This is a genomic window from Vibrio sp. B1ASS3, assembly GCF_905175355.1.
Taxonomy (GTDB): Bacteria; Pseudomonadota; Gammaproteobacteria; order Enterobacterales; family Vibrionaceae; genus Vibrio; species Vibrio owensii.
In genome coordinates, this window is record NZ_HG992744.1 from 1 (window position 1) to 24943 (window position 24943).

At 41.3% G+C, this 24943-nt stretch carries 33 protein-coding genes; 18 read left to right on the plus strand and 15 right to left on the minus strand.

The features are described from left to right. Positions 1–380: 380 nt before the first annotated feature. The 12 genes from radC (at position 381) to KJB05_RS28310 (ending at position 6590) form a co-directional block, all read left to right on the plus strand. A complete protein-coding gene (gene radC / locus KJB05_RS28255; RefSeq protein ID WP_208445874.1) occupies positions 381–827 on the plus strand; it encodes a DNA repair protein RadC in 447 nt (148 codons plus the stop codon). Positions 828–880: 53 nt separating this feature from the next. Beyond that, positions 881–1225 carry a hypothetical protein gene (locus KJB05_RS28260; RefSeq protein ID WP_208445875.1) on the plus strand — a complete coding sequence of 115 codons (345 nt, stop codon included), beginning with the start codon at positions 881–883 and terminating at the stop codon, positions 1223–1225. A 40-nt stretch (positions 1226–1265) separates the two neighbouring features. After that, on the plus strand, positions 1266–1886 hold the full coding sequence (locus tag KJB05_RS28265) for a ParA family protein (protein WP_208445876.1): 621 nt from the start codon (positions 1266–1268) through the stop codon (positions 1884–1886). Positions 1887–1964: 78 nt separating this feature from the next. Continuing rightward, positions 1965–2189: a hypothetical protein gene (locus KJB05_RS28270; RefSeq protein WP_244142955.1), complete on the plus strand. Its 225-nt coding sequence runs from the start codon at positions 1965–1967 to the stop codon at positions 2187–2189. Positions 2190–2267: 78 nt separating this feature from the next. Beyond that, positions 2268–2444 (plus strand): hypothetical protein, encoded by a 177-nt coding sequence (locus KJB05_RS28275; protein ID WP_208445848.1) that lies wholly within the window; start codon positions 2268–2270, stop codon positions 2442–2444. Positions 2445–2446: 2 nt separating this feature from the next. Beyond that, positions 2447–3187, plus strand: coding sequence for a zeta toxin family protein (locus KJB05_RS28280; protein ID WP_208445849.1), 741 nt, complete (start codon positions 2447–2449; stop codon positions 3185–3187). Positions 3188–3763: 576 nt separating this feature from the next. Further along, entirely contained in the window at positions 3764–3955 is a 192-nt protein-coding gene (locus tag KJB05_RS28285; protein ID WP_208445850.1) for a hypothetical protein, read from the plus strand. 70 nt (positions 3956–4025) lie between these two features. Further along, complete coding sequence (locus tag KJB05_RS28290) at positions 4026–4400, plus strand: hypothetical protein (protein ID WP_208445851.1); 375 nt, start codon at positions 4026–4028, stop codon at positions 4398–4400. A 333-nt stretch (positions 4401–4733) separates the two neighbouring features. Continuing rightward, positions 4734–4976: a hypothetical protein gene (locus KJB05_RS28295; protein WP_208445852.1), complete on the plus strand. Its 243-nt coding sequence runs from the start codon at positions 4734–4736 to the stop codon at positions 4974–4976. A 602-nt stretch (positions 4977–5578) separates the two neighbouring features. After that, positions 5579–5803 carry a hypothetical protein gene (locus KJB05_RS28300; protein ID WP_210204784.1) on the plus strand — a complete coding sequence of 75 codons (225 nt, stop codon included), beginning with the start codon at positions 5579–5581 and terminating at the stop codon, positions 5801–5803. Between the two features lie 82 nt (positions 5804–5885). After that, entirely contained in the window at positions 5886–6269 is a 384-nt protein-coding gene (locus tag KJB05_RS28305) for a hypothetical protein (RefSeq protein ID WP_208445853.1), read from the plus strand. Between the two features lie 141 nt (positions 6270–6410). Further along, complete coding sequence (locus KJB05_RS28310) at positions 6411–6590, plus strand: hypothetical protein (protein WP_208445854.1); 180 nt, start codon at positions 6411–6413, stop codon at positions 6588–6590. A 294-nt stretch (positions 6591–6884) separates the two neighbouring features. Here the strand turns inward: KJB05_RS28310 and KJB05_RS28315 are convergent, their stop codons facing one another. After that, positions 6885–7043, minus strand: a complete 159-nt coding sequence (locus KJB05_RS28315) for a Hok/Gef family protein (protein ID WP_208445855.1) — start codon at positions 7041–7043, stop codon at positions 6885–6887. 812 nt (positions 7044–7855) lie between these two features. On the opposite strand from KJB05_RS28315, the gene KJB05_RS28320 reads away from it, so the two are divergent. The 5 genes from KJB05_RS28320 (at position 7856) to KJB05_RS28340 (ending at position 10992) form a co-directional block, all read left to right on the plus strand. After that, positions 7856–9142 carry a DUF3560 domain-containing protein gene (locus tag KJB05_RS28320; RefSeq protein WP_244142956.1) on the plus strand — a complete coding sequence of 429 codons (1287 nt, stop codon included), beginning with the start codon at positions 7856–7858 and terminating at the stop codon, positions 9140–9142. A 479-nt stretch (positions 9143–9621) separates the two neighbouring features. Further along, positions 9622–9834, plus strand: coding sequence for a hypothetical protein (locus KJB05_RS28325; RefSeq protein WP_182028090.1), 213 nt, complete (start codon positions 9622–9624; stop codon positions 9832–9834). 59 nt (positions 9835–9893) lie between these two features. Continuing rightward, complete coding sequence (locus tag KJB05_RS28330; RefSeq protein WP_182028089.1) at positions 9894–10334, plus strand: hypothetical protein; 441 nt, start codon at positions 9894–9896, stop codon at positions 10332–10334. A 94-nt stretch (positions 10335–10428) separates the two neighbouring features. Then, positions 10429–10668, plus strand: coding sequence for a hypothetical protein (locus KJB05_RS28335; protein WP_182028088.1), 240 nt, complete (start codon positions 10429–10431; stop codon positions 10666–10668). A gap of 21 nt (positions 10669–10689) precedes the next feature. After that, complete coding sequence (locus KJB05_RS28340) at positions 10690–10992, plus strand: hypothetical protein (RefSeq protein WP_208445856.1); 303 nt, start codon at positions 10690–10692, stop codon at positions 10990–10992. Between the two features lie 29 nt (positions 10993–11021). Here KJB05_RS28340 and KJB05_RS28345 read toward each other — a convergent pair whose 3' ends face one another. The 11 genes from KJB05_RS28345 to KJB05_RS28395 all read right to left on the minus strand — a co-directional run bounded on the left by KJB05_RS28345 (position 11022) and on the right by KJB05_RS28395 (position 21863). After that, on the minus strand, positions 11022–12044 hold the full coding sequence (locus tag KJB05_RS28345) for a type IV secretion system protein (protein WP_208445857.1): 1023 nt from the start codon (positions 12042–12044) through the stop codon (positions 11022–11024). A 2-nt stretch (positions 12045–12046) separates the two neighbouring features. Further along, positions 12047–12778, minus strand: coding sequence for a P-type DNA transfer protein VirB5 (gene virB5, locus KJB05_RS28350; protein WP_208445858.1), 732 nt, complete (start codon positions 12776–12778; stop codon positions 12047–12049). A 10-nt stretch (positions 12779–12788) separates the two neighbouring features. Next, positions 12789–13190, minus strand: coding sequence for a hypothetical protein (locus tag KJB05_RS28355; protein ID WP_208445859.1), 402 nt, complete (start codon positions 13188–13190; stop codon positions 12789–12791). 128 nt (positions 13191–13318) lie between these two features. Then, positions 13319–14011 carry a StbB family protein gene (gene stbB / locus KJB05_RS28360; RefSeq protein ID WP_208445860.1) on the minus strand — a complete coding sequence of 231 codons (693 nt, stop codon included), beginning with the start codon at positions 14009–14011 and terminating at the stop codon, positions 13319–13321. 8 nt (positions 14012–14019) lie between these two features. After that, positions 14020–14541: a hypothetical protein gene (locus KJB05_RS28365; protein WP_208445861.1), complete on the minus strand. Its 522-nt coding sequence runs from the start codon at positions 14539–14541 to the stop codon at positions 14020–14022. A gap of 319 nt (positions 14542–14860) precedes the next feature. Next, positions 14861–18133 carry an LPD7 domain-containing protein gene (locus tag KJB05_RS28370; RefSeq protein WP_208445878.1) on the minus strand — a complete coding sequence of 1091 codons (3273 nt, stop codon included), beginning with the start codon at positions 18131–18133 and terminating at the stop codon, positions 14861–14863. Beyond that, positions 18123–18473 carry a mobilization protein gene (locus KJB05_RS28375; RefSeq protein WP_182028102.1) on the minus strand — a complete coding sequence of 117 codons (351 nt, stop codon included), beginning with the start codon at positions 18471–18473 and terminating at the stop codon, positions 18123–18125. Before KJB05_RS28375 ends, KJB05_RS28370 begins: the two co-directional genes overlap by 11 nt. Positions 18474–18518: 45 nt before the next feature. Further along, complete coding sequence (locus KJB05_RS28380) at positions 18519–19055, minus strand: conjugal transfer protein TraL (RefSeq protein WP_182028101.1); 537 nt, start codon at positions 19053–19055, stop codon at positions 18519–18521. A gap of 2 nt (positions 19056–19057) precedes the next feature. After that, the gene (locus tag KJB05_RS28385) at positions 19058–19606 is read right to left on the minus strand and encodes a hypothetical protein (protein ID WP_208445862.1); all 549 of its coding nucleotides are present in this window, start codon (positions 19604–19606) and stop codon (positions 19058–19060) included. 11 nt (positions 19607–19617) lie between these two features. Then, positions 19618–19830: a hypothetical protein gene (locus KJB05_RS28390; RefSeq protein ID WP_208445863.1), complete on the minus strand. Its 213-nt coding sequence runs from the start codon at positions 19828–19830 to the stop codon at positions 19618–19620. 35 nt (positions 19831–19865) lie between these two features. Beyond that, positions 19866–21863: a DNA topoisomerase III gene (locus KJB05_RS28395; RefSeq protein WP_208445864.1), complete on the minus strand. Its 1998-nt coding sequence runs from the start codon at positions 21861–21863 to the stop codon at positions 19866–19868. On the opposite strand from KJB05_RS28395, the gene KJB05_RS28400 reads away from it, so the two are divergent. Continuing rightward, on the plus strand, positions 21820–22392 hold the full coding sequence (locus tag KJB05_RS28400; RefSeq protein ID WP_182028097.1) for a hypothetical protein: 573 nt from the start codon (positions 21820–21822) through the stop codon (positions 22390–22392). The genes KJB05_RS28395 and KJB05_RS28400 overlap by 44 nt on opposite strands. Here the strand turns inward: KJB05_RS28400 and KJB05_RS28405 are convergent. The 3 genes from KJB05_RS28405 to KJB05_RS28415 all read right to left on the minus strand — a co-directional run bounded on the left by KJB05_RS28405 (position 22369) and on the right by KJB05_RS28415 (position 24914). Beyond that, positions 22369–22689, minus strand: a complete 321-nt coding sequence (locus KJB05_RS28405) for a hypothetical protein (protein ID WP_182028096.1) — start codon at positions 22687–22689, stop codon at positions 22369–22371. The genes KJB05_RS28400 and KJB05_RS28405 overlap by 24 nt on opposite strands. Further along, positions 22670–22909, minus strand: a complete 240-nt coding sequence (locus KJB05_RS28410; RefSeq protein WP_182028095.1) for a hypothetical protein — start codon at positions 22907–22909, stop codon at positions 22670–22672. The genes KJB05_RS28405 and KJB05_RS28410 overlap by 20 nt, the downstream gene beginning before the upstream one ends. A gap of 100 nt (positions 22910–23009) precedes the next feature. After that, the gene (locus KJB05_RS28415; protein WP_208445865.1) at positions 23010–24914 is read right to left on the minus strand and encodes a type IV secretory system conjugative DNA transfer family protein; all 1905 of its coding nucleotides are present in this window, start codon (positions 24912–24914) and stop codon (positions 23010–23012) included. Positions 24915–24943: the final 29 nt, after the last annotated feature.

Genomic DNA, 24943 nt, shown 5'->3' on the forward strand with positions numbered 1-24943 from the left:
AGCGAAAACTATTTCATGAGTCATTCAACTAACCGCGCCGATAAACATTGTGCACAAATTTACTTTCTGTGAGCGGCTTGGTGCTTCGCTTGCACTTCGTGCATTGCTTATCCCTGCGGGGCTTTGTTTTGTATTTGAAGTAAGTTCAGAGTGTGCGCTTCTGGGCGCAAACCAAAGAAATTTCCATGATTTTATTATTTATAAAAAACAATAATTTAACCCTCTTATAGTTGTTTTCTGTTCCATTACTAATTCATTCATTAAATAATGAAAGCATGTTTTCATTATTTAATGTTTTTATTGCATACGCCACCCTGTGGCGGTATAATGATTTTGAAGGTCGGGAATTTTCCATGACCACTAACACGGAATAGATATTCATGTTTACTTTGGAAGAAAAAGAAATTTTAACTCACGCTAAAAGCATTATTGAGTCAAAAATTAAAGTTGTAGATGTCTTTACATCTCCCGAGATGGTTAAGGATTATTGCAGCTTTCAGTTTGCACATTTACAACGTGAACACTTCTCTTTGCTTCTTTTAGATAAGCAAAATCGACTAATTGAATGTGTAACTCTTTTTGTTGGAACGCTTGATCAGGCTTCGGTTTATCCTCGTGAAGTTGTTAAAGAGTGTTTATTAAAAAATGCTGGTTCTGTCATTTTAGCTCACAATCACCCTTCAGGTGTTGCTGAGCCATCGAATGCAGATAGAAGAATAACAAGTCGGTTGTGTGATGCTCTGGCTTTAATTGATGTTCCCATACTAGATCACATTGTTGTTGGTATGGGGGAACAAGTTTCTTTTGCGGAGCGTGGTTGGTTATAGACTTTAACTCAAGGTGAGTGTTTATCACTCACCTTTAATTATAAGGTATTGATATGAGCGAAAGATATTCGGAGTATTTTTCTCCTGTAACACCAATTACAAAGGATGCTTTTAAAACTAGACCTTGCTCTCTTCCTCTTTCCCATCCGGATTTTAAACGACCATTGGCATCGGAGGTTAAAGCGTTGAGAAAAATTCTTGGTTTTTCTCAAGCTGATTTAGGGCGATTAGCAGGGAAGCGAGTGACTTCTAAAGGGTGTAGCCATGTTCGAAAATGGGAAACTGATGAGAACAAATCAGAGCATAGAAGCATTGATTTAGGCGTATGGCGTATGATGCTTTATTGTGCTGGCGTCTGTTCTATTGGAGATGATTTAGATTTTATCTACAATCATTAAAACATGTTTTCATTAAACAATGAAATTCTAAGAGGTAATTATGATCATTAGTTTTATCAGCCAGAAAGGTGGTGTTACCAAAAGTACGTTAGCTCGTGCGGTCGCTGTTGCTTTTGCTGAAAATGATTGGTCTGTTCATTTAGCTGATATGGATTGGCAACAACAAACATGTGGCAAATGGACTGCTAGACGTGATGGAAAAAATATTGAACCTGCAATATCATCGTCTTCTCATCGACGAGTTGATACAGCTTTAAAAAATGAAAGTCTTTATAATCTTTTGATTATTGATGGTCGTCCGGCAGCCGATCAAGATTCTATCTTAATCGCTAAATCGTCATCTTTAGTCGTTCTCCCTACTGGCACATCATTAGATGATTTAGAGCCCCAACTAAATCTTGCAAATGACTTGAAAATGAATGGCGTGAGTAGCGATAAGATTCTATTTGTTGTTAATAAAGCGACGACAACCGCCGAAGCTACCAATGCTCTTGAAACTATTAAAGCTTGGGGCTTTTCAGTATGCGATAACGTTATTCCATTCAAGGCTGGATATTCAGCAGCACAAGACCAGGGCTTATCCGTTACTGAAACTCGTTATCCATCGCTGAACTCTTTGACAAGTAGTGTTGTTCAAGAAATAGTTGATTTAATGATTTAATGATTTAATGATTTAATGATTTAATGATTTAATGATTTAATGATTTAATGATTTAATGATTTAATGAGGGTTGTATATATGAATAAAACAAAAGTTAAGATTGCACCACCACAAGCACTTACGCAAAGTGTTACAGAGACTCCGGCAAGCAGTAAGGCTTCTAGTTCAGAAGAAACAAAAAATATTCAATTTAAAGTTACGCCAGATAAGCATATTGAGATTAAAGCTTTTGCAGCTGAAAGAGGATTGTCTTTAAAAGAATTTTTCTTGAAACTTTACGAGAATGAAAGAATGAAAGAATGAAAGAATGAAAGAATGAAAGAATGAAGATTGGAACGGTCTAAGAGCCGATCATAATAAGGGTTATGAGAGAGGTGTATTATGTTTAATTTTCAAAGGCTAGTTGATAACTGTACTAAAGTTGGAAACGAGGCTGCACAGAGAACGCTTGATGCTGGTCGCCCTGTTGCTAGTTGGGATGCTAAACGCAAGCAAGCAATTCTTGTTTATCCCGATGGTAAAATTGAAGATATCCCCAAAATCAAGAATGAGGGATGATTATGTCTGTTAATCGTCCAGTTATGGTGATCGTTGCTGGAGCTAATGGAAGTGGTAAGAGCAGCAACACGGTTCAGTTTGTGCGAGAAGGCTATGATGTAATTGATCCTGATAGAATTGCTCGAAATTTATCTCCAAATGCTCCTGAAAAAATGGCGGTAAGTGCTGGAAAGTCGGCTATCAACCGAGCGAGGGAAAATATACAGAACGGCGTTAGCTTTTCAATTGAAACTACGTTGTCTTCAAAAGGTGTCTATCAGCGTTTAGTTAATGAGGCTAAAAAACAAAGCTTTATTATAAAGCTGGCATATATCTCAACGGAGCATCCTTCTATCAATATCGAGCGAATAAAAGAGAGGGTGGCAAATGGTGGTCACCATGTCCCTGATGTTGACGTAGTTCGCCGTTATGAAAGAAGCCTTGAAAACGTGAGTGGATTTTTCAATCAAGCTGATGAAGTGTGTTTTGTTGATAACAGCCGATTATCATCGGATATGCGTGTCCAGCTTCATGCTAAAGGCTCTGAACAGATACATAAAATTGCACCACAAAATGAGCTATGCCAGTGGGTAACAAAAGCATTGGGGCAAGATGTGATCGAGAAACTATACGCCAGCCATAATAAACATTACGAGTTAGGAAATAGTATTGTGAGTAAGCATGAGTCTGCTTACAAATCAAAAGAGCGTTCTCAGCAATCAACACGATCACCAGATCAAAACCATAAGAAATTTGAACGTTGACATTTGTTTACAGTACGTCATTTATCGGTTCACATTACGGATCATATGTTAAATTGACTAAATTAGGGTGATTTTTGCTGGCTCCATTCTCTGATTGCTACAGAATGGCAGAAATCACCCACCTTTCACCTCCATTCCTTGTATTTTCCTCCTGAAAGTTAATTACAGTTTCTCTTTAAATGTTAACGGTTTGTGATGTGTTTTCATTTCGCCCCGATCTCTTCCTTTAATCTCCAAAATGATCAGTTTCCTAGAAAAAGTTGGCACTTTACGTAGCTATGAGGTAACTACCTTGAAGTTGTACACTTATTATCCACTTTTCCTGTGTATAAAAAGGGTTTGTGCCCATCTGACTTACAAGAACAGTTCAAGCAGGAGCAAAAAGAGAGCAGTCGTCTCAATGCGGCGTTGAATGTTGCTCAGAGTGAAACGAAAGCTGCACTTGATAGTGTCGCAGAGCGTGATGATCAGCTTAGCTGATATGCAGAAACAAATTTATCCGCAAGCTACTAGATCGTTGCCAGTTATATAACTCAAATGTTATGCTATCGAAATGTTATTAACTAGAGGTCAATCATGCGAATTTCTATTGTTCAAATGGTCAATGATTACTACGGCGGTAATCGAGAGACAGCAGCGAAAGCGGCAGGTATTAAAACCGTTCAGCAGCTAAATAACTTAGTGTCTAAAGGTTACGAGGTTGCAAGGCTCGACAATGGTGATTGGGTGATGCTTACAAGCAAAACGAAAATCTTTAAAAAAACATAAATAACACTTGTGTTATATAACGCAAGTGTTATAATTTATTTATCGGTTAGGCAAGAAACGGTAAGTAACTATGACGGACGCAACTATCAACTCAATCATTAGCCAACTAAGAACGGAGGAAGAAAAACTTACTTCCTTGGGTTCTAAGTTAGAGAAAACGGCACAATGGATGATGGAAGCATCAGGAACGCCAGAATTTAGTGATAGACAAGGCGTTTACTATCCGCAGTTGAATGAGTGGAGAGAGCAGAAAGCAAAAGTTAACTCTCTTTATGTGCAAAGAGCGAACCTATCTTGTATTGATGAGCCGACTTCACCTACAGCAGTGGCGAAAATGATGGAAGAGAAACATGCAATAAAAGAAGCCACTGTTACCAGTACCACTTATGAGAGAGCACAAAAGCGCTTATTTCAACAGGTTAATGGCTTCCTTAGTGGTCGCTAACTAATTGACTAATCATTGGGCGGTTCGCCGCCTTTCTACCGAAAGAGGGAAAAGGGACATGGAATGGACTTGCGATACTTGTGATAAGCCTACTGAGCACGATTTAGAATACATTGCAGAGGGGGCTGAACGCCCAAAATCGTACTTATCGGCAAAGTTAACTTGCACTATTTGTAAAAAAGTTGATTGGGCTACCGATGAAATTTTTGATATGCATGTTTGTGAGGGTGGCGGCGAATGGTGCTATTGCAACGATACCCGACATCAGCACTGTACTCAGTGTGACGCCATATGCAGTACAGATACTACATACGAACCATAACAGGGGAAATTATGAGCGAAAAATCACTCCATATAGAAGACAGAGGTGGTCGAAAACACCTGATAAAGTCTGACCAAAACCGCGATGAAAAACCCAATTTTTTACTGGTTTCGGGCTGCTTGGTAGTTAGATTTGATCATTTCGTAATTGATGAAGGTGAAATTGAGTTGCGCATGTTTATGAATGGAACACCAGTAGCATCCCTTGAGTTAGGGTTATCCGCTATTGATGAAATTCGCAACATTTGGAAGTAACGAGGGAAATTAGCTCTCGCTCTTACAGAATGCACTTTCTCAAGTGAGTGCATTTGATAAGAGCAAGAAGTTTTTTAGTCGGCTTTTAAAATGCTCTGTTCAATAAGTACAAAACCACCGATTTGCAGCCGTAAGTTGCAACTAACTTACATTGATAATTATTGCCTTAATCATACCCATATGATTAAGAGGTAATATATAATTTATTATATGTTCATATGGGTATGATTAGGGTTACTTTTGAGTATTAGGATTAGCGCACAACAAAAGAACGCGATGTTGACGATTCACTATATCGAACTCAAGCATGGTCTTCATACTCCAGTACATACTAGCTATCTACGCAAACAGGTTAGCATGTCGTTATGTAAAGAGTTAGCCTCAAATAATTTCTTGGTAGGCTTGAGGACATTGGTAGATAACGGTTATTTAGTGTACCAATCGAATGAAGATAAGCGACTAAATTCTTCAGCGAGAGAAAATGAAAACATGTGGCAACTTACTAGTAAAGGCCGGATGTATGCAGAGGAATTACACTCTGCGAGAATGCGCCCTAAACGGGCTTATACGAAGAAATCAAACAAGTAGGGAAAATCGCTGCTATGGCTAATCCAAAATCAGTTGTAGACGGTAAGTGTCCATACTGTGGCAGTGAAGAAGGGTTTACTGAACGTTGGGTGCAAAACATGTGTCAATACTACAGCTTTGACGGAAAACCTATCGAATGTAATTCCTATTCTGTTCGTGGAGGCACTAAGCAGTATTGCGCTGAATGTGAGCGAGTAATTCACATTCCTAATCTCGAAAAAATTAAAGGTTTTAACTAGGGGAATTTACGCCCCTCATCAAACCACAATATCTAGTATCGGTCGCAGCTGATACAAACACAACATATAGGAATTGTTAACAATGGAACATTACCAACACCTAATTTTGAAAGGCTTAATCAATGGCGGTGGCAGCTCTAGTGAAACGTATGTTTACCAGTTATTAACTGGCAACGTTTCAGACGAGGGCAGTTCGGTTTCTCATATGTGGGGATATTTAGACAATCCACTGAAAGAAACGCTAATTGAAATTTTTGCTGATATTTGTTCGCTCGATTTGACCAACAAAACGGATCGTCAAATCGTACCTCTCTTGATTGATTACATAGCGGAAAGGGCAGGTCGAAGTGAGTTTTTCAAAGTGAATGACCGCCGCGAAATTGAACGAATGAGTGATGATGAATACGAGGGTGGCATTCAAGACCTGATCCGAGCTAAGAAAGTTAAGCTGTTAGATCGCGAGTAGAGGGAAAATATGCGCTTGAAAACCCGAATAATGACAATCACTGCCTTGGTTAGCCTAAGCGCTCTAGGTGGTTTTACATTCTTCTTTCAGTGGCTTTAGTTGCCACTGGTAAAGTTAAATTCAATCGATAAGGGAATAGGCATGTTTGGACATAAATTCAAGTACCGTTTACGTGAAGAAAATATTGATTTGGACGAGGTGGAGTTAATCAACCCTATCGCTATTGGTGAGGTTGTCAAGGTCGGCAATAAGGCTTATCGAATTACTGATATTTGGCATGGTGAAACGGGTTCTATCGCTTATGTCGAAAGAATTGATTAACTAGGGGAATATATGGAACGGTTAAAGGCTGCTTTAAAACTTGTTGGTATTTCAGAAGAAACGCCTTCTCATGTTACCCACAATCTACTGACGAGCCGTTTCTGATACTTTGCTAAGTAAATGATGTAGGGCATGAGTCACTAGGTTATGCAGATTGTGGTAATACTCAAAATCTCGTTTGATTTGCATCGCTGTTTTAGGCTGCTCTGTACATGATATGAAATATGGGTGCTCGTTGGTCTGCATCATCACAAGACTGAATCAGGAAGAGGGCGAACCCTCTTCCTGTCCAGCTTACTTCACCATTTCGTAGACAACGAAGCGTGCCAGAAAGTCGGTGTGTGCATCCTTGTAACGCACCTCACAAAGTGAGTCGCGGACAAGCCATAGTCCCACCAACACAGTGATACAAATCACTACTAATCCCGCTAAGGCGGTTTTACTTTTTGGCATTTTTCATTGCCTCCTAATGGTAAAGAGGCTAGTATTTGTATTGTCATGTACATATACGTTGCCTCGTTTGAATTTATAGTTCATTCGGGGCTTTGTATTTTATACCACTTACAAAACAGGTTTTGCTCATGGTAGAAAACCAAGAGCACCCAACGTCATTCTAAAGCTTTTCACCTTATCTCTCTATCCTTTTGTTTCTCAAACCCATTTTAAATATTCTTCCTTAAACGTATGCATACGAATAAGAGGAGAATTATTTATCCTGCTAACGATGCAGTGGTTCAGGTGTGTCAAGAAAGTATCTTTGTGTTTGTTCTGGTGCCGTTGTTGGAAAGAACAACATACTTCCGTAATACAATGAATTTTGGGGCGTTACCGCAAGCGGTCGGGCTTTTCGGCTGCGCCTCGTGTCGATAACTTAACTCAATACGAGCTGGCTAATACCAGGTTCATACTTCACTTGGTATTAGCCGGCTCTTTTCGTTTAAGTTCCTGTCACCCAATCCCATAACGCAACTACGCTATGCGTCTGAAGCGACGCGCTGCGCCTCGTTCCTCGTTGCAAAAAACATCTTTCGTTTTAGCCTGCTAAGTGGCTGGTAATCGCACCTTACCTTCTCGTCAGTCATGCCGTTTCCTATGTGAGTTCCCATCTACGTCTCGTTTCTTCCTGTTAACCATCCTCAAATCAGAACCTTCTCTGCAAGGGTATATGAACGCTACGCGCCCCTGCAGAGAAGAACCCTGTTTGAGGAGTGGACAGTCAGACGACGACGAAGATGAAAACTCAAACAAACATAGGAAACTTCACCATGACTGACTCAAACGTAATTTGCTCAACCATCACTAAGCAGCCTAAATCTAAAGATGAGTTTTTAAAATCTTTTACGAGTCGTAAGTTACGTAAGAATGCGAAAAAGAAAATCGCTCAGTTACTTGCTTATGCTGACACCGTAACGCTAGAAACCCAATCTATGGGTATGGATGATTGTTTCCGTCACAATGAACCTGTATCAATGCCTAAATCTGATTTTTGGGCGTGGTATGAGCGCGAATATTCGGACATGGTGATCATGTTGACAGTACAAGATGGTGTATTAACGTGCGCGAAGTTTTCTTTCTCTCTAGAAAAAGAAGAGGTAGAGGAAGAAAATTCAAAGGTTGAAAAGCTTATGTTTACCTTTGCGCAAGTGACCGAAGGTCTAGAGCAAGGTTACATTTCACCACTTAACCACGACCAAAAGCACCCAGAGCCGACCCCACCAACGGACGAAACCAAGACCCGTAAAGTTAGCAGTCTTGGCGATTATCAAGAACGCATCGAGAGCAAAAAAGATCGTTTAGAAGCGCGAGCGGAAAAAGCACAAGCGCAATCTAATACCCGTTTTGAAACCGCACACCAGTTGGGGAATGTTCTACCATTCGGACAACCAATTCTTGTTGGACACCATAGCGAACGTAAGCACCGCCGACTGATTGAAAATATTGATAACAACATGCGTAAATCGATCGAAGCGCAAGACAAGGCAAACTACCTAGAGGCGAAAGCAGCGAGCGTAGGAAGTGCAGGGATAGCGTCAGACGACCCAGAAGCGATCCAAAAGTTAAAAGATAAGCTGGCGAACCTTGAGCGCAGTCAGGAAATGATGAAAGCCATTAATAAGGTGATCCGTTCAAAGCACATGAGTAACACAGACAAAGTTGAGTACATGATACAAACTCATAAGCTCACCGAAAAACACGCGGCAGAGCTACTAGAAGGGGACTTTTGCGGTCGAGTGGGTTTTCCAAGCTACGCACTACAGAATAACAACGCAACCATTAGAACAACGAAACAGCGCATCGAGGAACTAGAAAAGCTGCACAATGAAGCGCCTTTAGATGATGCTGGCGAGGTAGAGGGCGTAAACTGGACGCTTTACGAGGAAGACGGGCGCATCAAATTTTCGTTTGATGGTATTCCATCGGAAGCGGTGAGAAAGGTGCTTAAATCTAATGGTTTTAAATGGTCACGTTATTCTAAAGCATGGGTACGTAAAATGACGGGGAACGCCGTGAGAGTGACGCAGTTTGTTGTTGAGGGACTGAAAGAAATGTAGTGGTCATATCCAGCCTTCGGGCTGGATTTTTTGCGAGCGCGGCTCATTCTTCGCCGCGCACCCAAGAGCCTATCGGCTCACTCGCACTTACCCACAATCGGCTGGAAATAAATCCTAAAGGTTTCCAGTTTTCCTCATGATGGATAAGTGCGAGGGCATGTGCGGATTCTTTCTTTGTCATTCGACTATAACCATTTTTGTACACTGTTCATTCAGGTAGTTATTGGTCTAGCAGGAGGAAGGGGCTTTGTGGTTGTGGCTAGTTGAGGTGGTCTTGTTTGGGTTGTAAATACGTGGAACGTTAGCTTCTTACTTGCTACGCAAGCGCATTCCGGTATTCGTCGCGCAGCGACTTATGAATCTCACCTAAAAGGAATATTTTGTTGTTCAAAACTGCCTTTTTGGTGATTTTGGGGCTTGGGTTTGGTATAATATCCGTAAGGTCAGACAGTGGGTTTGATCATATATGGAGAAGTTCGATGAAAGGTTTTCTTTTTGTTGATGGCGATTGCCCTAACGCTGCTTTTTGGTTAACTGAAAATGGTTCAGTATCGAGGAAGTACCACCCTGAATTGATTGGTTGTGTTGTTTTAGACTCTAATTGTGATCCTGAATTGCTTATTAGGATGATACTAACCACGAAACCAAGCGCAGGAAAATTTACGGCAGACTGGCTTAACAGCATAGGATAACTAATCAAAGAGGGGCAGGGATGCCCCATTCCTGACTGACTTTGATGAGGTAATATCACATGAGAATTAACCCTAAGCTTTTCGATTTGCCAAAAGAAAAGCAAGAGGCGATCCGAGAACATTTTGATCATGAATTGGATTTGGCATCGAGGCATTGTGCGTTAGTTCATTTTATGAATCGTCACATTGACCGACCTGATAGCTACCGTTCTGTTGATGACCCAAAGTACAGAGAGCCAACGCCAGAAGAAATCACTGAGGTTATTGACCATTTAGCAGAAGTTCACTCTTTAGGTGTGGTCGCTAAACAGTTGGGCTTAAAAAGTAAGTCTAACCCAACCAGAACATTGAATCGCTGGAAGTCTGGTGAGAATGAAATCCCTTATGCTGCATGGCGTTTGTTGCTTGTATTGGATGGACGAGTTGTACAGGTTAATCGCATACCTGATGGTGACGGTGTTAAGTCATGGGCGAAGTATTACGAAAATAAAGATAATTGATTGTTTTGTTTGCACTAATCTGACTGTTAGAGGTTGTTGATGAAATAGTTTTTGGTTATGGTTTGTTCAATTTTATGTTGGAAAGGATATAGCTATGAAAAGAAATGCGTTCGTATTGATACTGGCATTAGTCTCTTTAAGTGCTAATGCTGCAATGACCGAAGAACAATGTAAATCTCAGGCTAAAGCCGTTGATCACCTTTTAGAAATGGTTGAAAGTGGCTCTCTCCCAAAAAATGATGAATATGTAGCAAAGCTTGAAGAAGCAAAAAAACATATTCAGAAAGGGGAATATTGTGCTGCTAGACAGATAGTGTTGAACCTGAATAACTAAAGAGTAAAAAGGAAGAAACTGATGAAAAAGTATCTAGTTGCAGTGTTACCGATTTTGATGTTGTCATGTGGCGCATTCGCAGAAGTCACAAAAGAAGATATAAATGCGATGAGAAAAGACGTTAAAGGTATGACGAAAGAAGAAGTTACAACAAAGCATATTGAGTTACTGGAAGTTGTTAAAGCTGATCCAAATGGACAAAATTGTGATGCGTTTGGAGTGTTTGATACCGCAGCACAAAAAGAAAAGAAAATAGAATTGATGGATATGGAAGCTCAAAATCGACTTTTTGCTGCCTTAAAAGCTTGTAATTATTCTTTTTAAAATAATCCCCGACTAGGCGGGGATTATAATTATCGGTTTTTTAAGTTGTGTTCAGCAATGCGATCTCTGAGATCTTGAGAAAGGTCATTTTTGGGAGACGTTCCAGTTTTAGCTCCGCCACCACTGATCTGGTTTTGTTGCTGCTGTTGCCATGTATCACGGTTGGTAATTCTATCAGGGCTGTCATCAGGTCGCTTGTCTGGTGTCGGTCTGATTTTTGGAAGTGTCAACATCGCAGATGCGAACCCGCCAGCTAGTGAGCCAGCAAGGTTTGGGATTTGCCTTAGTACGTAGATAAGAATGGCTGATACTACCGAAATTTGTACGATAATTGCAGAGGGGTTGGCTTCTCCGTCAGTTAGATCATTCTTTATCATGTAGCCATTCATTAAGCGAATCATCATCATAATGAGTGCTACTGCAAATACTTGCACTAAGATGTTTTCAAAGACTTTTCCCATCCAGCTATCGAGAAAGCGACGTGTCGGCGGAAAACATGCCATGATGATGAATATCGGTCCGACGACGAGCAGCATTGCCAGTAAGAATTTTGTGCCTAAAACAATCAGAGCAGCGACTACCGTTAAACCACCTATTGCTAGCATGACCACCACGCCACAAATTAACCATGTCCATGTAGAGGGATCCCATCCCGCTTTACCAAAGCAATAGGTCATTTGTTCAACCCCTGTCTGCAACATGTCATCAAGTATCTGGTAGAGATTGGTTATATTGTTGTGATCTGATACAGATCCAGCTAACCCAGCTCCTAATGCTTCCACCCCTCCAATGATGTAGGCAGTGTAGTTACCCGTATTGAGAGTGATATTACTGACGCAAAGTACGATGATACAGGTGATAAACACATCAACGGCGAGGTCGTCTGTTTTGCCTACTATTTGTAAGTAACATTGCATCATGATGTAAATCGTCACACAGGTATACACAATGGGCTTAATTGCATCCATGATATTTTGTGAACCACTGATAACAAAGGCTTGAATAAGGTTCTCTAATGATCCACTCATGTACTGAAAAATCATAATATCCATGATTAAAACTCCATAGGGGTGACGGCGTTGCCATAATTGGTTGAGGTCACTCTTTTGTAGTTCGTTTCATAGGCTTGCTGATCCAAGAGTCTCTGTTCGGCTGCGGCAGATTCTTTATAGAGCGCAATTTTTGTTTGCTCGTTTTGGATCAGGGCTTGCTCTGCTTGGATACGGGCGTTGAGTTCTGCAATGGCTTTTGGATCGGATGTATTGTTAATCTCGCGCATTAAGCTTTCAATTTGAGTCACGCGATTTTGAGAGGTGCTATAAGCATCCATTGCAAACGCTTGATCTTGCGCTGGCTTCACAGCTTGAGCATTGCAGATCCGCTTTTCTGTAGGATTGGTGATGTATTCACAGGTATCAAATACTTTACTCGAATCTCTCAACGCTTTAGCTGTGCCTGATAAGCCGTCATAACCGTTATTACGTACACCTGAATAAATACTTTGCCAGTTGTCAGGTAGGTATTGTTTAAATTGTGGGTCGTTCAAAATTTCACCAAGATTGCGCGAGCCTGTGATGGTTTCGAACTCCTTTTCCATCTGGCTGAATTGCCGTTTCATTTCGTCCAGTTGCTGAACCATCGTGGCGTATTCTTTGAGCATTTGTGCGTAGTTTTGAACTTGGTTCATCATGGCTGGCGCATCAAGAACAATAGATACGGGTATACCCGCTTGGGCTTGGGTAATGCAGCCAATGGTCAGTGCAGCAGCAATAAGTCGTTTTTTCATAATAAAATCCTCAGAAAACAAATAAAAACAAGGTAGATAGCGAAATAAGCACAGAAACAACGCTAGAAAGCAGCACACATGGCAAAATGCCACTTATCCCTACCTTGGGGGGCTTGGAAGTTAAAAGCTCTCTGTGCGCGTCTAGGATGGCTTTTTTTAGTTCGTGCTCTGCCACGTCTCGCAATTCTTCTTTTTTGGAAACAAAGTGCGCATTGGCAGCTTGGGTGTATTGGTTCAGTGCTTCACGGCTTGCCGTAAGTTGGTCATCGATGATTTGCTGTGTGATACCGATGCGCATCATGGATTCTTCACGCAGTTGGTGAAGTTCTTTGTTGAGAAGTAACACTTCTCCAAGGGTTTCTTTTAGGTAGGTTTCTTTTAAATCTCTGAAAGGAGGTTGATTGTCACTCATGATCCAAATACTCAGCGTTGATGAGAAAAGGGAGTGTTATGCATATATCCACATGAGGGGGACTGGAGACCGCTAGGAAAACTCTCCAGCCCGATTGTGGGTATGTGTATTACACGTTTGATTGCGGTTTACTTAATTAGGTGTGCATACGTATTGTCGAGCATTCGCTCGACACCGATAGCAAGGCGTTTAAGTCCCAGTTTTGTGATGTACTCAGAGCGTTCCGCTTTGTCTTCGGTGGATTGGATGAGTGTTTTATAATCGGTGGTATCATGGGTCAGGGCAGAAATTGATTCAAAGTCTGAGATTTCATGCAGTCGATTAAATAACTCACTTTCATAAATACAAATGTCTTCTGAAACCGTCGCTACGTTTTTGCAATCAAAGACTTCTTTGAAGTCATATAAAAGATTGCTATCTTCATCGAGCATATTAAAAATAACTTTGATTCGTTCTTTTTCTATCCCAATATCATTTAATGTGTCGATTGTTGCCACTGTATCGGTGATTTGTTTGTTTTTGAAAATAGTAGGAACGACAAAGTAATCAAAATCGTCTTGGCTACCAATGGATTTTTTCATTTGTTGCAAAAAATCTTCAACGTTAGAAGCCCCTACATCAACAATGACATTTTGAATATCAAGAACTCTATTCATAATATCGGTAAATCGCTTTCCTTTTATTTTCTCATCGTTTGTTCCGTCCGAATTGATAGATTCGACAGAAATAATATTACTGTTTTCAATTCTTGGCTTTAATAGGTGTTGTGAAACAATGGATTTACCTACATTGCCAGAAAAATTAATAACACAGATTTTCATAGTATTCCTTATACTCTTAATTGACGTGTGATTTTTGCCTTTAGGTTATTCACTAACTGTCTTTGGTCTGAAATGGATTTGCCTTTAAAATCCTCAATATCACCGCCTAATGCTTCATAGCGTTCTTTTAGTCCATTAACTGAATAATAACGATCTAAAATACTTTGAAGTTGTTCTTCTCCTTCTAATTCTTCACTGACGCTTTCTTTTGTTGAAGTTGAAGAAGAGGGAACCGTATTTTTAGAAATGACAGGTGATTGAGTGTGAATTATTTCAGGCTCTTTGTTTACGGTTGATTTATTGCCTCGCTCTTTTCTGATTCGATAGAGGGTGTTTCGTAGGGAGTTCTTAGTGATAAGTATCTCATTCTGGCGCAAGTAATCGACGAGCATATCTAGAGTGATACCTTCCTCCATCGCTTCGGTGATGCGGTCAAATAACCCTCTGATGATTTTTGCTTTTGAGGAACGTCCTTGTGATTCGATGATTTCTTGCAAGCCAGCATCGAGTTTTTCAATGCTAGGTTTCAAAAATAGTGCCTCCACGGTGATGTAGTGGTGATCTGGTGCTTCTTTTATGGTGACGTAATAGTGATGTGTGGTGATGTCGCGTAGATCTATTGGTGACGCTATGGTGACGGCGTGTAGACTAAATGGTGATCCTATGGTGATCGTTTTAGGACATAGGCACGATACGGACGTATGACAAACGCTACTCCGTAGCTATCATACATCCGAGTGCCAAAGGGATTCTCCCTTTGAAACCCTAGCCACACCCTCCGCCGAACTCGCCCAAAAATGTGACATTTTCGCCCCGTCCACAAGGGGATAGCCAAGGCTATTTCTTTGGTTATCGATCCCAACCTTTAGTTGGTTTGGCTGGCTGCTTCACTGCTTGTGCTTTTTGCTGTCCTTGCTCTGCTTGTTTCGATTGTGTCTTATGAGCCGTTTCTGCTTTCGAAATAAGATTCTCACCTTTTTCGAACTGTGCCTTTTTGGCAATCAACATTTCATTTAGTGCTTTATCTTTAAATGAAATATTCAGTTTATTGGTAACGGCAATATCAACCACTTGTTGTTGATATTCTTTTGTCCCTTTAATATCTAAGTGATTGCCGTATTTCTCCATTGCGAGTCTTAATCCAATCTCAACGGCTTTATTCGATTGTTGTTCGATAAGGACGTTATTTCCCCTGTCAGTCACCAATTTCTCTTTTCCTTCATAATAAGTAACATGACCGAGCTTGTTCGTGTCATGGGTAATGTCTTCTCCAAATTGATTTTGTTTAGGCTTAAATACCTCACGTTCACGCTCTGGTTCGTGACTTGGTGATAATGTGTGCTCTATACCTCGATATTGTTGAGATTTAGATGAACTATTTTCTTTTTCTTCAAGTTCAGATAAGGATTTTCTTTCATTGTTCATATAATTGTTCTTATATTCAATGACTCGCTCTTTATCTTTTTCTTGAGTTTGATAAATAGGGGTAAGCTGCGTAATAACCTCTTTAGGTTTGAGGTTGTGAGTCTCTTTTATTAATTGAGTCACAGAAAGTTGTTTTTCACCTAATTGTATTTTATCACCTTTTTCTGTTTTAGTAATGGATTCTGCGTTAATACCTAACTCTTTTAACTTAGGAAAATGAATTAATAAACGACTGGCTTCTAGATTTTTATCTAAAAATGCAGCGTTCATTTTGCTTTCAGATTTCACGTTATTAATGTTTTTTGCTTTCCCTTTTTGTGTAGGGTTTAAATGCTCAAGGTAATCCAATTTCCCTTTTTCAAATGCCTCTTTTAATTTAGGTTGATCGTTGAATGGGTTGTCTTTAACGCCTAAATCGACGGCTTTAACCGCGAGAGCTTCGGCAGCCGCTTCCGCTTGCATAAGCACAGTGATGCTCGTTGACTGTGTATTTTGTTGATATTCTTGATGTTGTTTTGTAGCGGCTTCCACCTCGTTATAGAATTGTTTGATGCCATGTTTGATACCATGCTGCTTGATTTCTGCATCGGTCGCTTTATCAACGCGCCATTCGTTACGGTGAGTTTCAATCGCTTCTGTTTTCACTGTCCCGTCTTGTTGCTCCACTTTGGCATTGACGGTCACGTCTTGCTGTCCTTCTTGAGTCAGTTTGACTTTATCGCCTTTTTGAACCGCGTTTTCTTTCATGACTCGTTCTAGATCTTTTCCCCAGACTTCGCGAACTACGCCGTGGTTTTCAATTTCAACCACGTAGCTCATGTTATTTTTTTCGTTATGCTGATAAGGGGCGGCTTTGTGGGATACGATTACCCCGACTTCTTGTTTCATAAGGTGATCCTTGGTTTGTGGTGTTTGGGCGTGAAGCACAAGCTGTTCTCTGGCTTCTCTGCTTTCTTTTTTGAACTGCAAGTCCTGAATGACTTTGTTCATTTGAGTGATGGAAAGGGCGATGTTACGGTCTGCTTTCGATAAGCTTTTATCTTGGTATATCGCGGCTTTTTCCAAGCGGTAGTTTGCAAGATAGGTTTGTCGTTGTTCTCGCTCCTGATGAAGCTGAGAACGCCAAGCTGCTTGTATCAGGTTTGGTTCTGGTGTGGTCTTAATCGCTTGTTTGGGGTCAATGCCTTGCTGCTCAAGGTATTGGTCTTCAAGATATTGTTTGGCATCGCTCCACGAGAAATGCATTTCTTTAGTCAGAAAGTCACTGACATTCAGGTGACGTTTTCCACACTGGACACGATCGCCACCATCTTTGCCTTTTGATATTGGGTACTTATCGAATTCGATACCGTGAGACTTTGATACCGCGTGTAAGAGTTGAAGTGCATCAATGTGTTGTTTGATGTGTTTGACACTAGGCAGTGTTTGGGTGTGTAAATCGTATTGAATTTGACTTAATCGGTCGCTTGAGTCTCGTTTGACGATAACAGGGCTTTGATCTCTTGAGTGTCGTTGGAAATTGGCAACAACAGTTCGGATAGCTCGTCGATGAGTGAGATTTCGGACTCCTGATTTAATGTGTCTACGATTTCGTTCAGCATTAAGCAGATGCTTTGTTGCTGCTCCGATAGACTGGCTAATATCGTCAATACTTGTTGCTGAAACTCTTGATTGTCCATGTTCGTTCCTTTTTTCAATGAGATATTGCTGTTTCTGCTCAAGGCTTAAACTTTTGTACATTTGACGGTTACGACGATTAACGTATCGCAGTTCAAAAGCGCGGGTTTGGTTCCAATGATGTAGATCATGGTGATGCTTTTCACTGGCTTGATATCGACTATCCCCATTCTCTCTATACGGGTTATATTGGTTATCGAGAAGCTGTAATTTTTCGGTTTTCGTTAACGCTACAAATGGAACTTGAAAAACATTGTCTTTCAGGTTTACTCCACGCTTTTGCTCTGGTGATTTGATGTTGAGATATTCATTGTCCTTACCTTGATTGCGTATCTTGACTTCAAACCCACTTGTTTCAAGTTTGTGAGCGAACTCCACCATGGTGGTGATGTTGTCACTCAGTAATGCTTCTAGGGCTTTGCTTTTAGCGTCACGCTGTTGTGCTGGAAAGAGATCTGCTTTGTGGCGGCTTATGATTGAACTCTCATCGGTGAACGTGGTTCGCACATGATGTTTAGGACTAGCAAGCTGGTACTTTTCGTTCGTGATCTCTTGGAATGCATCGATGTAGCGTTCATTCTGTTTGTCATAATCAAAAGGTTTAAGTCGCTTTCCGGTTAACAAGTTTGTTTGCGGGATTACTACATGAATGTGGGGCTTTCGCTCGACGGTTTCTCCGGTTGATTTATCCACATAACTTTTGATTTTTGGCAGATGCGCTTCGGCGTAGAAAGTGTATTCGTTATCCTGGTACGCTTTCATCGCAAACGCCTTAAACTCTTGGGTGACGGCGTTTAATGTGCTTTCATCTATGTGGTCTTCTTTGAAAGACAACGTGACATGTAGGTAACGTTGCCCCTCCGTTTCCATTGTTTTGATTATGTCGTTGGTTAACTCTAGATCCCCATCAAGAACTACCCGTTCATCGAGTTCATCTCTAGAATAGTCCCGCCCGTTTTTAATCCCTTCCTCAAGGTATTCTTTGATACCGGCTTTTCCACCACTGACTCTAATCAACATACTCAATTCCTGACTTCAACAGATTGCGAATGGTGATTAAGTTGCTGAGGATTTGTTCAAACTGACGATGAGTCAGTTTGCCTTGTTTGTTGTAACTGTTTGTTTGGTGTGCCAGTTGGTTCAGGTTGTTAGAAGTCTTGTTGTACAGATAAATGAGTTTTTGTTTATCCAGTGAGGCTTTAGGCTCTCTGGCAACAATGAAATATTCATCGTTTAAAACCCGTTCGCGCAGTAAATCAGAAGCGGTGGTTTGGGCTTCATCGACTTTCTTTAAAAAGTCTTTCTTTTCGGCTTCTGTTACCCTAAAAATGATGCGTTGATTCTTAATGTCGTTTGCCATGCAGATTAAGGCGATATTGCTATCGCCTTCTCCAATAAAACCGAATCAATGGCTTGGTATCGATATATCATTACCATTGTTATCAAAGTAATGGGTTTCACCGTATATCTTTCCATCCATGAATGTATCCACATAACGGATGGTTCGAGTACACCCTTTGGGGTAGTGGTAAATGACGTCGCCTTGTTGTGTTCGAATGGTACAGCGAGTGCCTTTTATCACGCTTACTGGATTGGTCTTATATTCAATACACCTTGAGTTCCATTTTCCGTAGTTGTCCCACTTAACACATTCTGTTGACGCTGGAATATAAGCGGCATAACCATCTTTCGCGTCCATTGTGGATGTTTGTGGGCTGCCTTTGAGTAGACAGCCTGTAAAACTAGGAAGCGGTGGTTTGAATTTTTTGATCCGCTTTTTGAATGCGCTTTTGGCATCCCCACAACCGCTAGGAAATCCTGTTGGTAAACATAACCAAATGGAGCAATCGGCATCGCTTGCAGCGTAAGCGGTTGGTGAGAGGGTTAGCGTAGGAAGTAGCACCCCTAGAGATAATGCGAAGAGTAGAAGTTTTTTTGTCATGATCATTCTTCCGTACAGGTGTTGTAAATGTCGATTTCAACACGGCGATTATTGGCTTGACCTTGTGTTGTCCAGTTGTTGTCTGCGTAATCAGTCGAGGCAGCGTAATTGATGTTTATCGCTTGAGGCTGAATGCCGTATTGAACAAGTTGATCGCGTAATTTGGTTGCTCGTTTTTTCGCTACTGCTTTATCTCCTTGTGTAGGAATTGCGCCGTCTGTTCTTGCTCGTAGCTCGACTTTACAAGCGGATTTTGCAGCGACCAGAGCAGGCTTTATTTGGTGGAGTGTGGCGGTGGTTTGATTGAATGGGTAACGAATAACAAAAGTTTGACTTGGTTCTGATGGTTCTTGAGTGCCAAGCTCAAGCATGGTTTGTTGATTACGTATAAGCTGCGTATGTATTTGGTTTAGCAACTTGATTTCGTCTGATACAGGCTTGGGTTTGACCAAGTTAACGTCTTCTGTTTTACCTGATATAGCAGGTGGTTTTGGCGCAGAGCAAGCCGTAAGCAGTAGCGAAGCTACGCTTAGAATCAATAGTTTTTTCATGGGTGATTTCTCTAGTAGATTGTAATTGGAAGTTGCAAAGCTGGCTCCCTCTTGATCTGTTCAATCAATTGGGTGAATTCATCAATGCTTGTCCAATCGGTGTTTTGCGTGAGGAGTAATCGAGCGTAGCTATCGTGGATAGCATCAATTTCCTGCGGTGTTAGGGCGTGTGTCGATAATTGTGCAAAGTAGGTTTGAACAATTTGTTGCTGTTTCGAGTCCATAGGCAAACCTTGTCCCAAGTCTCAACTGACTTAATTTAAACCGTCAGTTTTTTAATCTTCTTGATTTCTTTACCCACCTTGCCGTTGTCATACTTAAATCGAGTTTCACAAACGCTGCATTTAAAGGCTTTGCCTTTCTTACCGTCGTATTCAATGGCAAAACCCGCACACCCTGATTTCGGACATTTTGGTAACGTGGATTCTGGTAACTTGAAAACCAGCTTGTTTGATTTGAAGTCATTAACATAAGTCGTGACGGTTTTTTCAATCACGCTCATAAACTTCTCTAAGCTACATTCGCCACTTTCTACCACGTCTAATTGTTGCTCCCAAATGGCGGTCATTGCGGGATCTCGTAATTTATTAGGTAGCCCTAAAATCAGCATTTGACCGAGTGGGGTACTGACAATATTTTTCCCTTTGGTTTCGAGATAGCCACGTTCTTTTAAGGTTTCAATCATGCCAGCGCGGGTTGCCTCTGTACCAAGCCCTGCGGTTTCTTTCAGCTTGGCTTTAAGGGTAGGGTCGGTCACTTCTTTTGCGATGTTGCACATCGCAGTAAGCAGTGTTCCTTCGGTGTATGGTTTTGGAGGTGTGGTTTTTTTCTCCAGTAGTTCAGATTTTGCAACGGCAATCGTCTGTCCTTCACTCAAGGCAGGAAGGGATTGCTCATCTTTCTCTTTCTTCGCTAAGACGACACGCCAGCCCTTCAATACTTCTACGGTTCCTGTGGTTTTGAAGTCATGCTCACCCGCTTTAAGTTCAATCACGGTCTTATCGTCTTCGGCGACAGGGTAGAATTGTGCGAGGTAGCGACTGGCGATAGCATGAAAAACGTTCAACTCTTTGTCATCGAGTGAATCAAGGTCGGGTGCGCGAGTGGTTGGAATAATCGCCGTGTGCGCTTTGCCTTCAAGCTTCTTATCATTCCAACAAGGACTGACCAGAGAGGTGTCAGCATCAGTCGCCCATGTTGCCAACTCTTTGTTATTCACCCCTTCTAGATTGGCTAAGATGAGTTCGATTTCATCCCGCTTTACCATCGGTAAATAAGGCTGATCAGTTCGAGGGTAAGAAACAATTTTGTGTTTCTCATACAAGGATTGAATAATATCGAGTGTTTCCTTTGCTCCATACCCGTATTGACTGGACATGGCTTCCTGTAGTGTTTTTAAAGAGAAAGGCAACGGGGGTTGAGATTTGGCTCGTTTGGTTTCAAAGCTGCTGACTACCGCTTCTTTGCCTATCGAATCGATGACCGATTGTGCGACGGTTTTATCAAGACAACGTTTATCTTCATTGACGCTTTCAGGGATTTGCCATTTTGCTTTAAAGGCAATGTCATCATGCTCAAAGTGCGCTTCAACATCAAAGAATGGAACAGGTTTGAAGTTAGCGATTTCTAAGTCTCGCTTGACCACTAATTGACAGGTTGGAGTTTGTACACGTCCAAATGAAAATACGCTAGGGTGTCCTTGACGTTTGCCTAAGATGGTACAAATACGGGAAATATTCATCCCAATCAGCCAGTCAGCGCGGCTGCGGCATTTAGCTGCATCGGACATAGCAATATGCTTGCTGTTTGGCTCAATGGTTTCTAACGCGCTTTCAATCGCTTTTGGGTTGAGGTCATTAATGAGCACACGCTCTGCTTTGTCCCACTTTTCTTGTGGGAGGTTGGCAAACTCTAGTACCTCATTGACTAAATAAGCCCCTTCGCGGTCAGGGTCGCCAGCATTAACGATAATGTCTGACTTATTTATCCACTCAAGCACCACATTGAGTTGGTCTTGAGTTTCTTCCTTTGCCACGTAAACCCATTCTTTAGGGACGATGGGTAAGGTATCGAGTGACCACGTTTTCAGTGCATCGTCATAATGCTCTGGTTCAGCTTGCTCAAGTAAGTGACCAATACACCAAGTGACAATGTCACCGTTAGTACACTCGATGTAGCCTTTGTGTGATTTTTTTGTGCCAATGGTTTCGGCAATGGCACGTCCAAGAGATGGCTTTTCAGCGATGAATAAGCGCATAATGTTAGTCCTTTTTGTTTTAAAAGAAGATGCAATGAAGATTGAAAAAAGAGAGCTTCATCATGGAGATAGCTACGCTGTTTTTCATGTGCCAGTAAGAGACAAAACGGTGTATATGAAAAAACGTTTGTATAAATCAGATGAAGATGATTCTTTCGTGGTTTGGGTTGACCGATTTCGATTTGAGTCAGTCTGGTTTAAGGGAGGAAGCTCTATTGTACCGGAGCTAGCCAGAGGCAATGAAAAAGCATGGCGCAATGATTATAAGTTCACCGATGCAGAAAATGGCTTCTCAAAGGGCATTGAAAATCCTGTTCCTTTAGCCTGTATGCAAGCGAACAATAACTTTCCTCGTGTTGGCTTTATTAATGGAATTACGAGAACTATTTGGTTGATGGCAAATGGAGCAAAATATTTTCCCGTATTTGCTTACGACAAAAAAACGGCAGATAACTTACATCGTTATATTGGTGTCAAAGGTTCATCTGTTTTTTCAAACAATGATTTAATCACTGCTTTGGATGAATGACGGCTTAGCTCGTAAGTAATTGATTGCAGTGCTAGGGGCTGGTTTTTGTCCAAATCGGATTTCATAAAGGTAAGAAAGGTAGTCGTCTAATGTGTCAGCATGACCAATAGAATAAAAACCCTGCGGGGAACTGAAATACCCTGTCTCTTTTTCAATGGTTTCGAGTAGCTCTCGATACTCATCTAGTTGTTTTTCTAGTCCCCTAAACTTATCAAGATCTTTTATTGTAATGAGGTTATTTGGTACTAGATGCATTCTTTTCAACAAGTAAAAGAATTTAGCTTTTAGTTGCATCATTGGCTGTCTCCAATTCTATTAAATATTGCTTCGCCGTCACTCTGTCTTTTTCAGGGAGATGATTTAGGCAGTGTTCTTTTTCTGATGTTGTTGAGGCGTTGCGTATGCATTTAAAAAACGATAGTTGACCTTCATCAAGGAGAATTAGCGGAGGCCAAGAAGCGTAAGTGTGAGTGCTGAATAGTGCTGTCATGATGATGAGCTTATTTTGCAGTTTCATCGTCTGATAACTCCTTTGAGTGGGAAAAAACGCCACGCGCGCGTGGTACTCCTTTTGTCTCTACATGCAGGGCATATAGCAGCCAAAAGCGAGCTTGATGTTAGAACTCTGGAAACTCTTCTTCGTCGTACTGGCTTTCATTCAGTGAGGCTAAAGCTTCTTCATCAACCAATGATTTCTCTGGTTCATTGTTTGCTTGCTCAATAGTCGTTGGAAGGTTGTCCAGTGGCGATGCAAACACAGGGATAGGTTGTACAATCTCTTGAGCGACAGAAGCGATCGTGATTTGAAGTTCACCCGCAGCAATCGCGGTATCCATCTGATCTTTTGTCGGGTTGCCTTTGATTTGACCAAGGGATGGCGAAATGGCTTTCAATCGGTCAATGAAAGGTGATTCTTGGTAGTAATGAATTTTGTCGCAATAGATGGGTTTTTTACCGCGCATCATGATGATGAGCTTTTCAAAAGGCATTTCACGTAGCTCTTGAGGGAGCATCAAAGCGCGCTTATTCTCACTTTCAGTGATCGTCTTTCCGCTTTTCCCCGTTGTACGCTGTTCACTTTTAGATTTTACGGTTTTGTTGCCTAGAAACTTGGACATTTCTTCCGCATCTTCTTTTTCCGGCGTGTAAATCAATTGTGCTTCATGGTTACTAATGAACGTTGTTGCTGTGTTTTGTCCGTAGCCTTCGGGTTCCTTGGCTTTGACTTGAGCGGGGTTTTGAACAATGGTCAACAGTTGCAAGCCATAGCCAGCAAAGTAGTTATTCGACTTTGCGATGATCCCGCTTCGTCCCATTGCTGTGAACTCATCCATTAAAAGTAAAACTTTGTATTTTAGGCTGCGGTTTTGCTCAGGTAGTTCCTTGGTATTGAGGTTAATAAGCTGACTGAAAAACAGATTCAGAATGCGACCTGATACCGGTATGTAGTCCGGTGTCACGCCTATGTATATGGTCATGCGTTTCTTGCGCAGATCATGAAAGTTAAAATCATTAGCACTGGTTGCTGCATCAAAAATAGGATTGTTCCAATCTTGAAGGGCTGCTTTCAAAGTGTTGGACACACCTGATTGCCCCTTATCTTCATCGAGTGCGAGAAAGTCACTGAACGCTTCTAAACAAGCGGCGGGTAAGTCATTTCGAACCTCGATGATCTCACTAAGATGCTCTTTGAGTGGTTTCCCTTTTCCTTTCGATTGCCTTAGCACCTCGCCAATGGTGAAGGGAAGTTCTGGTGTTTCACGAACGTACAGAGCCAAGCCTAAAAATAAACTTTGAGCACTTGATGCAAAGTATTTTGCGGTCGAGTCGCCAACGTCGGTTGGATAAAGCATTTCGGCAATGGTCAATATATCTGGAATGGTTAAGTGATCATTTCGCACATAGCCAAGAGGATTATATCGATGTGTTTCGCCGGATTCGTCAAAAGGGTTGAACAAGAACACATCTTGCTTTAAGACGGTTTGCCTAAACTTAGAGGTAATGGCGAAGTTTTCCTTTTTGAAGTCAGTGACGACGCAGCTATCAAACCAACGCAAGAGGTTAGGAATGATGATCCCAATGCCTTTACCTGTCCGGCTTGCCGCCGCTAGAAAAACAAATGCGCTTCCCATGTAGTAAAGGAAACGCTTTCCTAAACGACCAATTAAGATCCCTTTTCCATCATCCTTGTCTTTGGACAGTTGATAAGTTTGGAATATTTCATTGCTGTTTGCCCATCGTGCTGAACCATGAAGTTGTTCGATGCTACGGTTTGCAAACATGATGGCAAGTAGTGGGACAACAAAGGCTATTCCTCCTCCTGCAAAGGCGGCAATGTTCAATGACTTTTGATAAAGCATGTTGTCATGGTAGTAACGCCAATGCTCAATGAATGTGAGAGGGGTGACTTGTGAAATATCACCATCACTGATGAAGAAGTAAATGTAACCTGCAAGGTAACTAGCGAGTATGGCTAAAATCGGAATGGCAAGAATGCCTCCGATAAGTTTCTTTTTTTGCATGAAAGCTCCTGAAAAAATAAACGTCGATA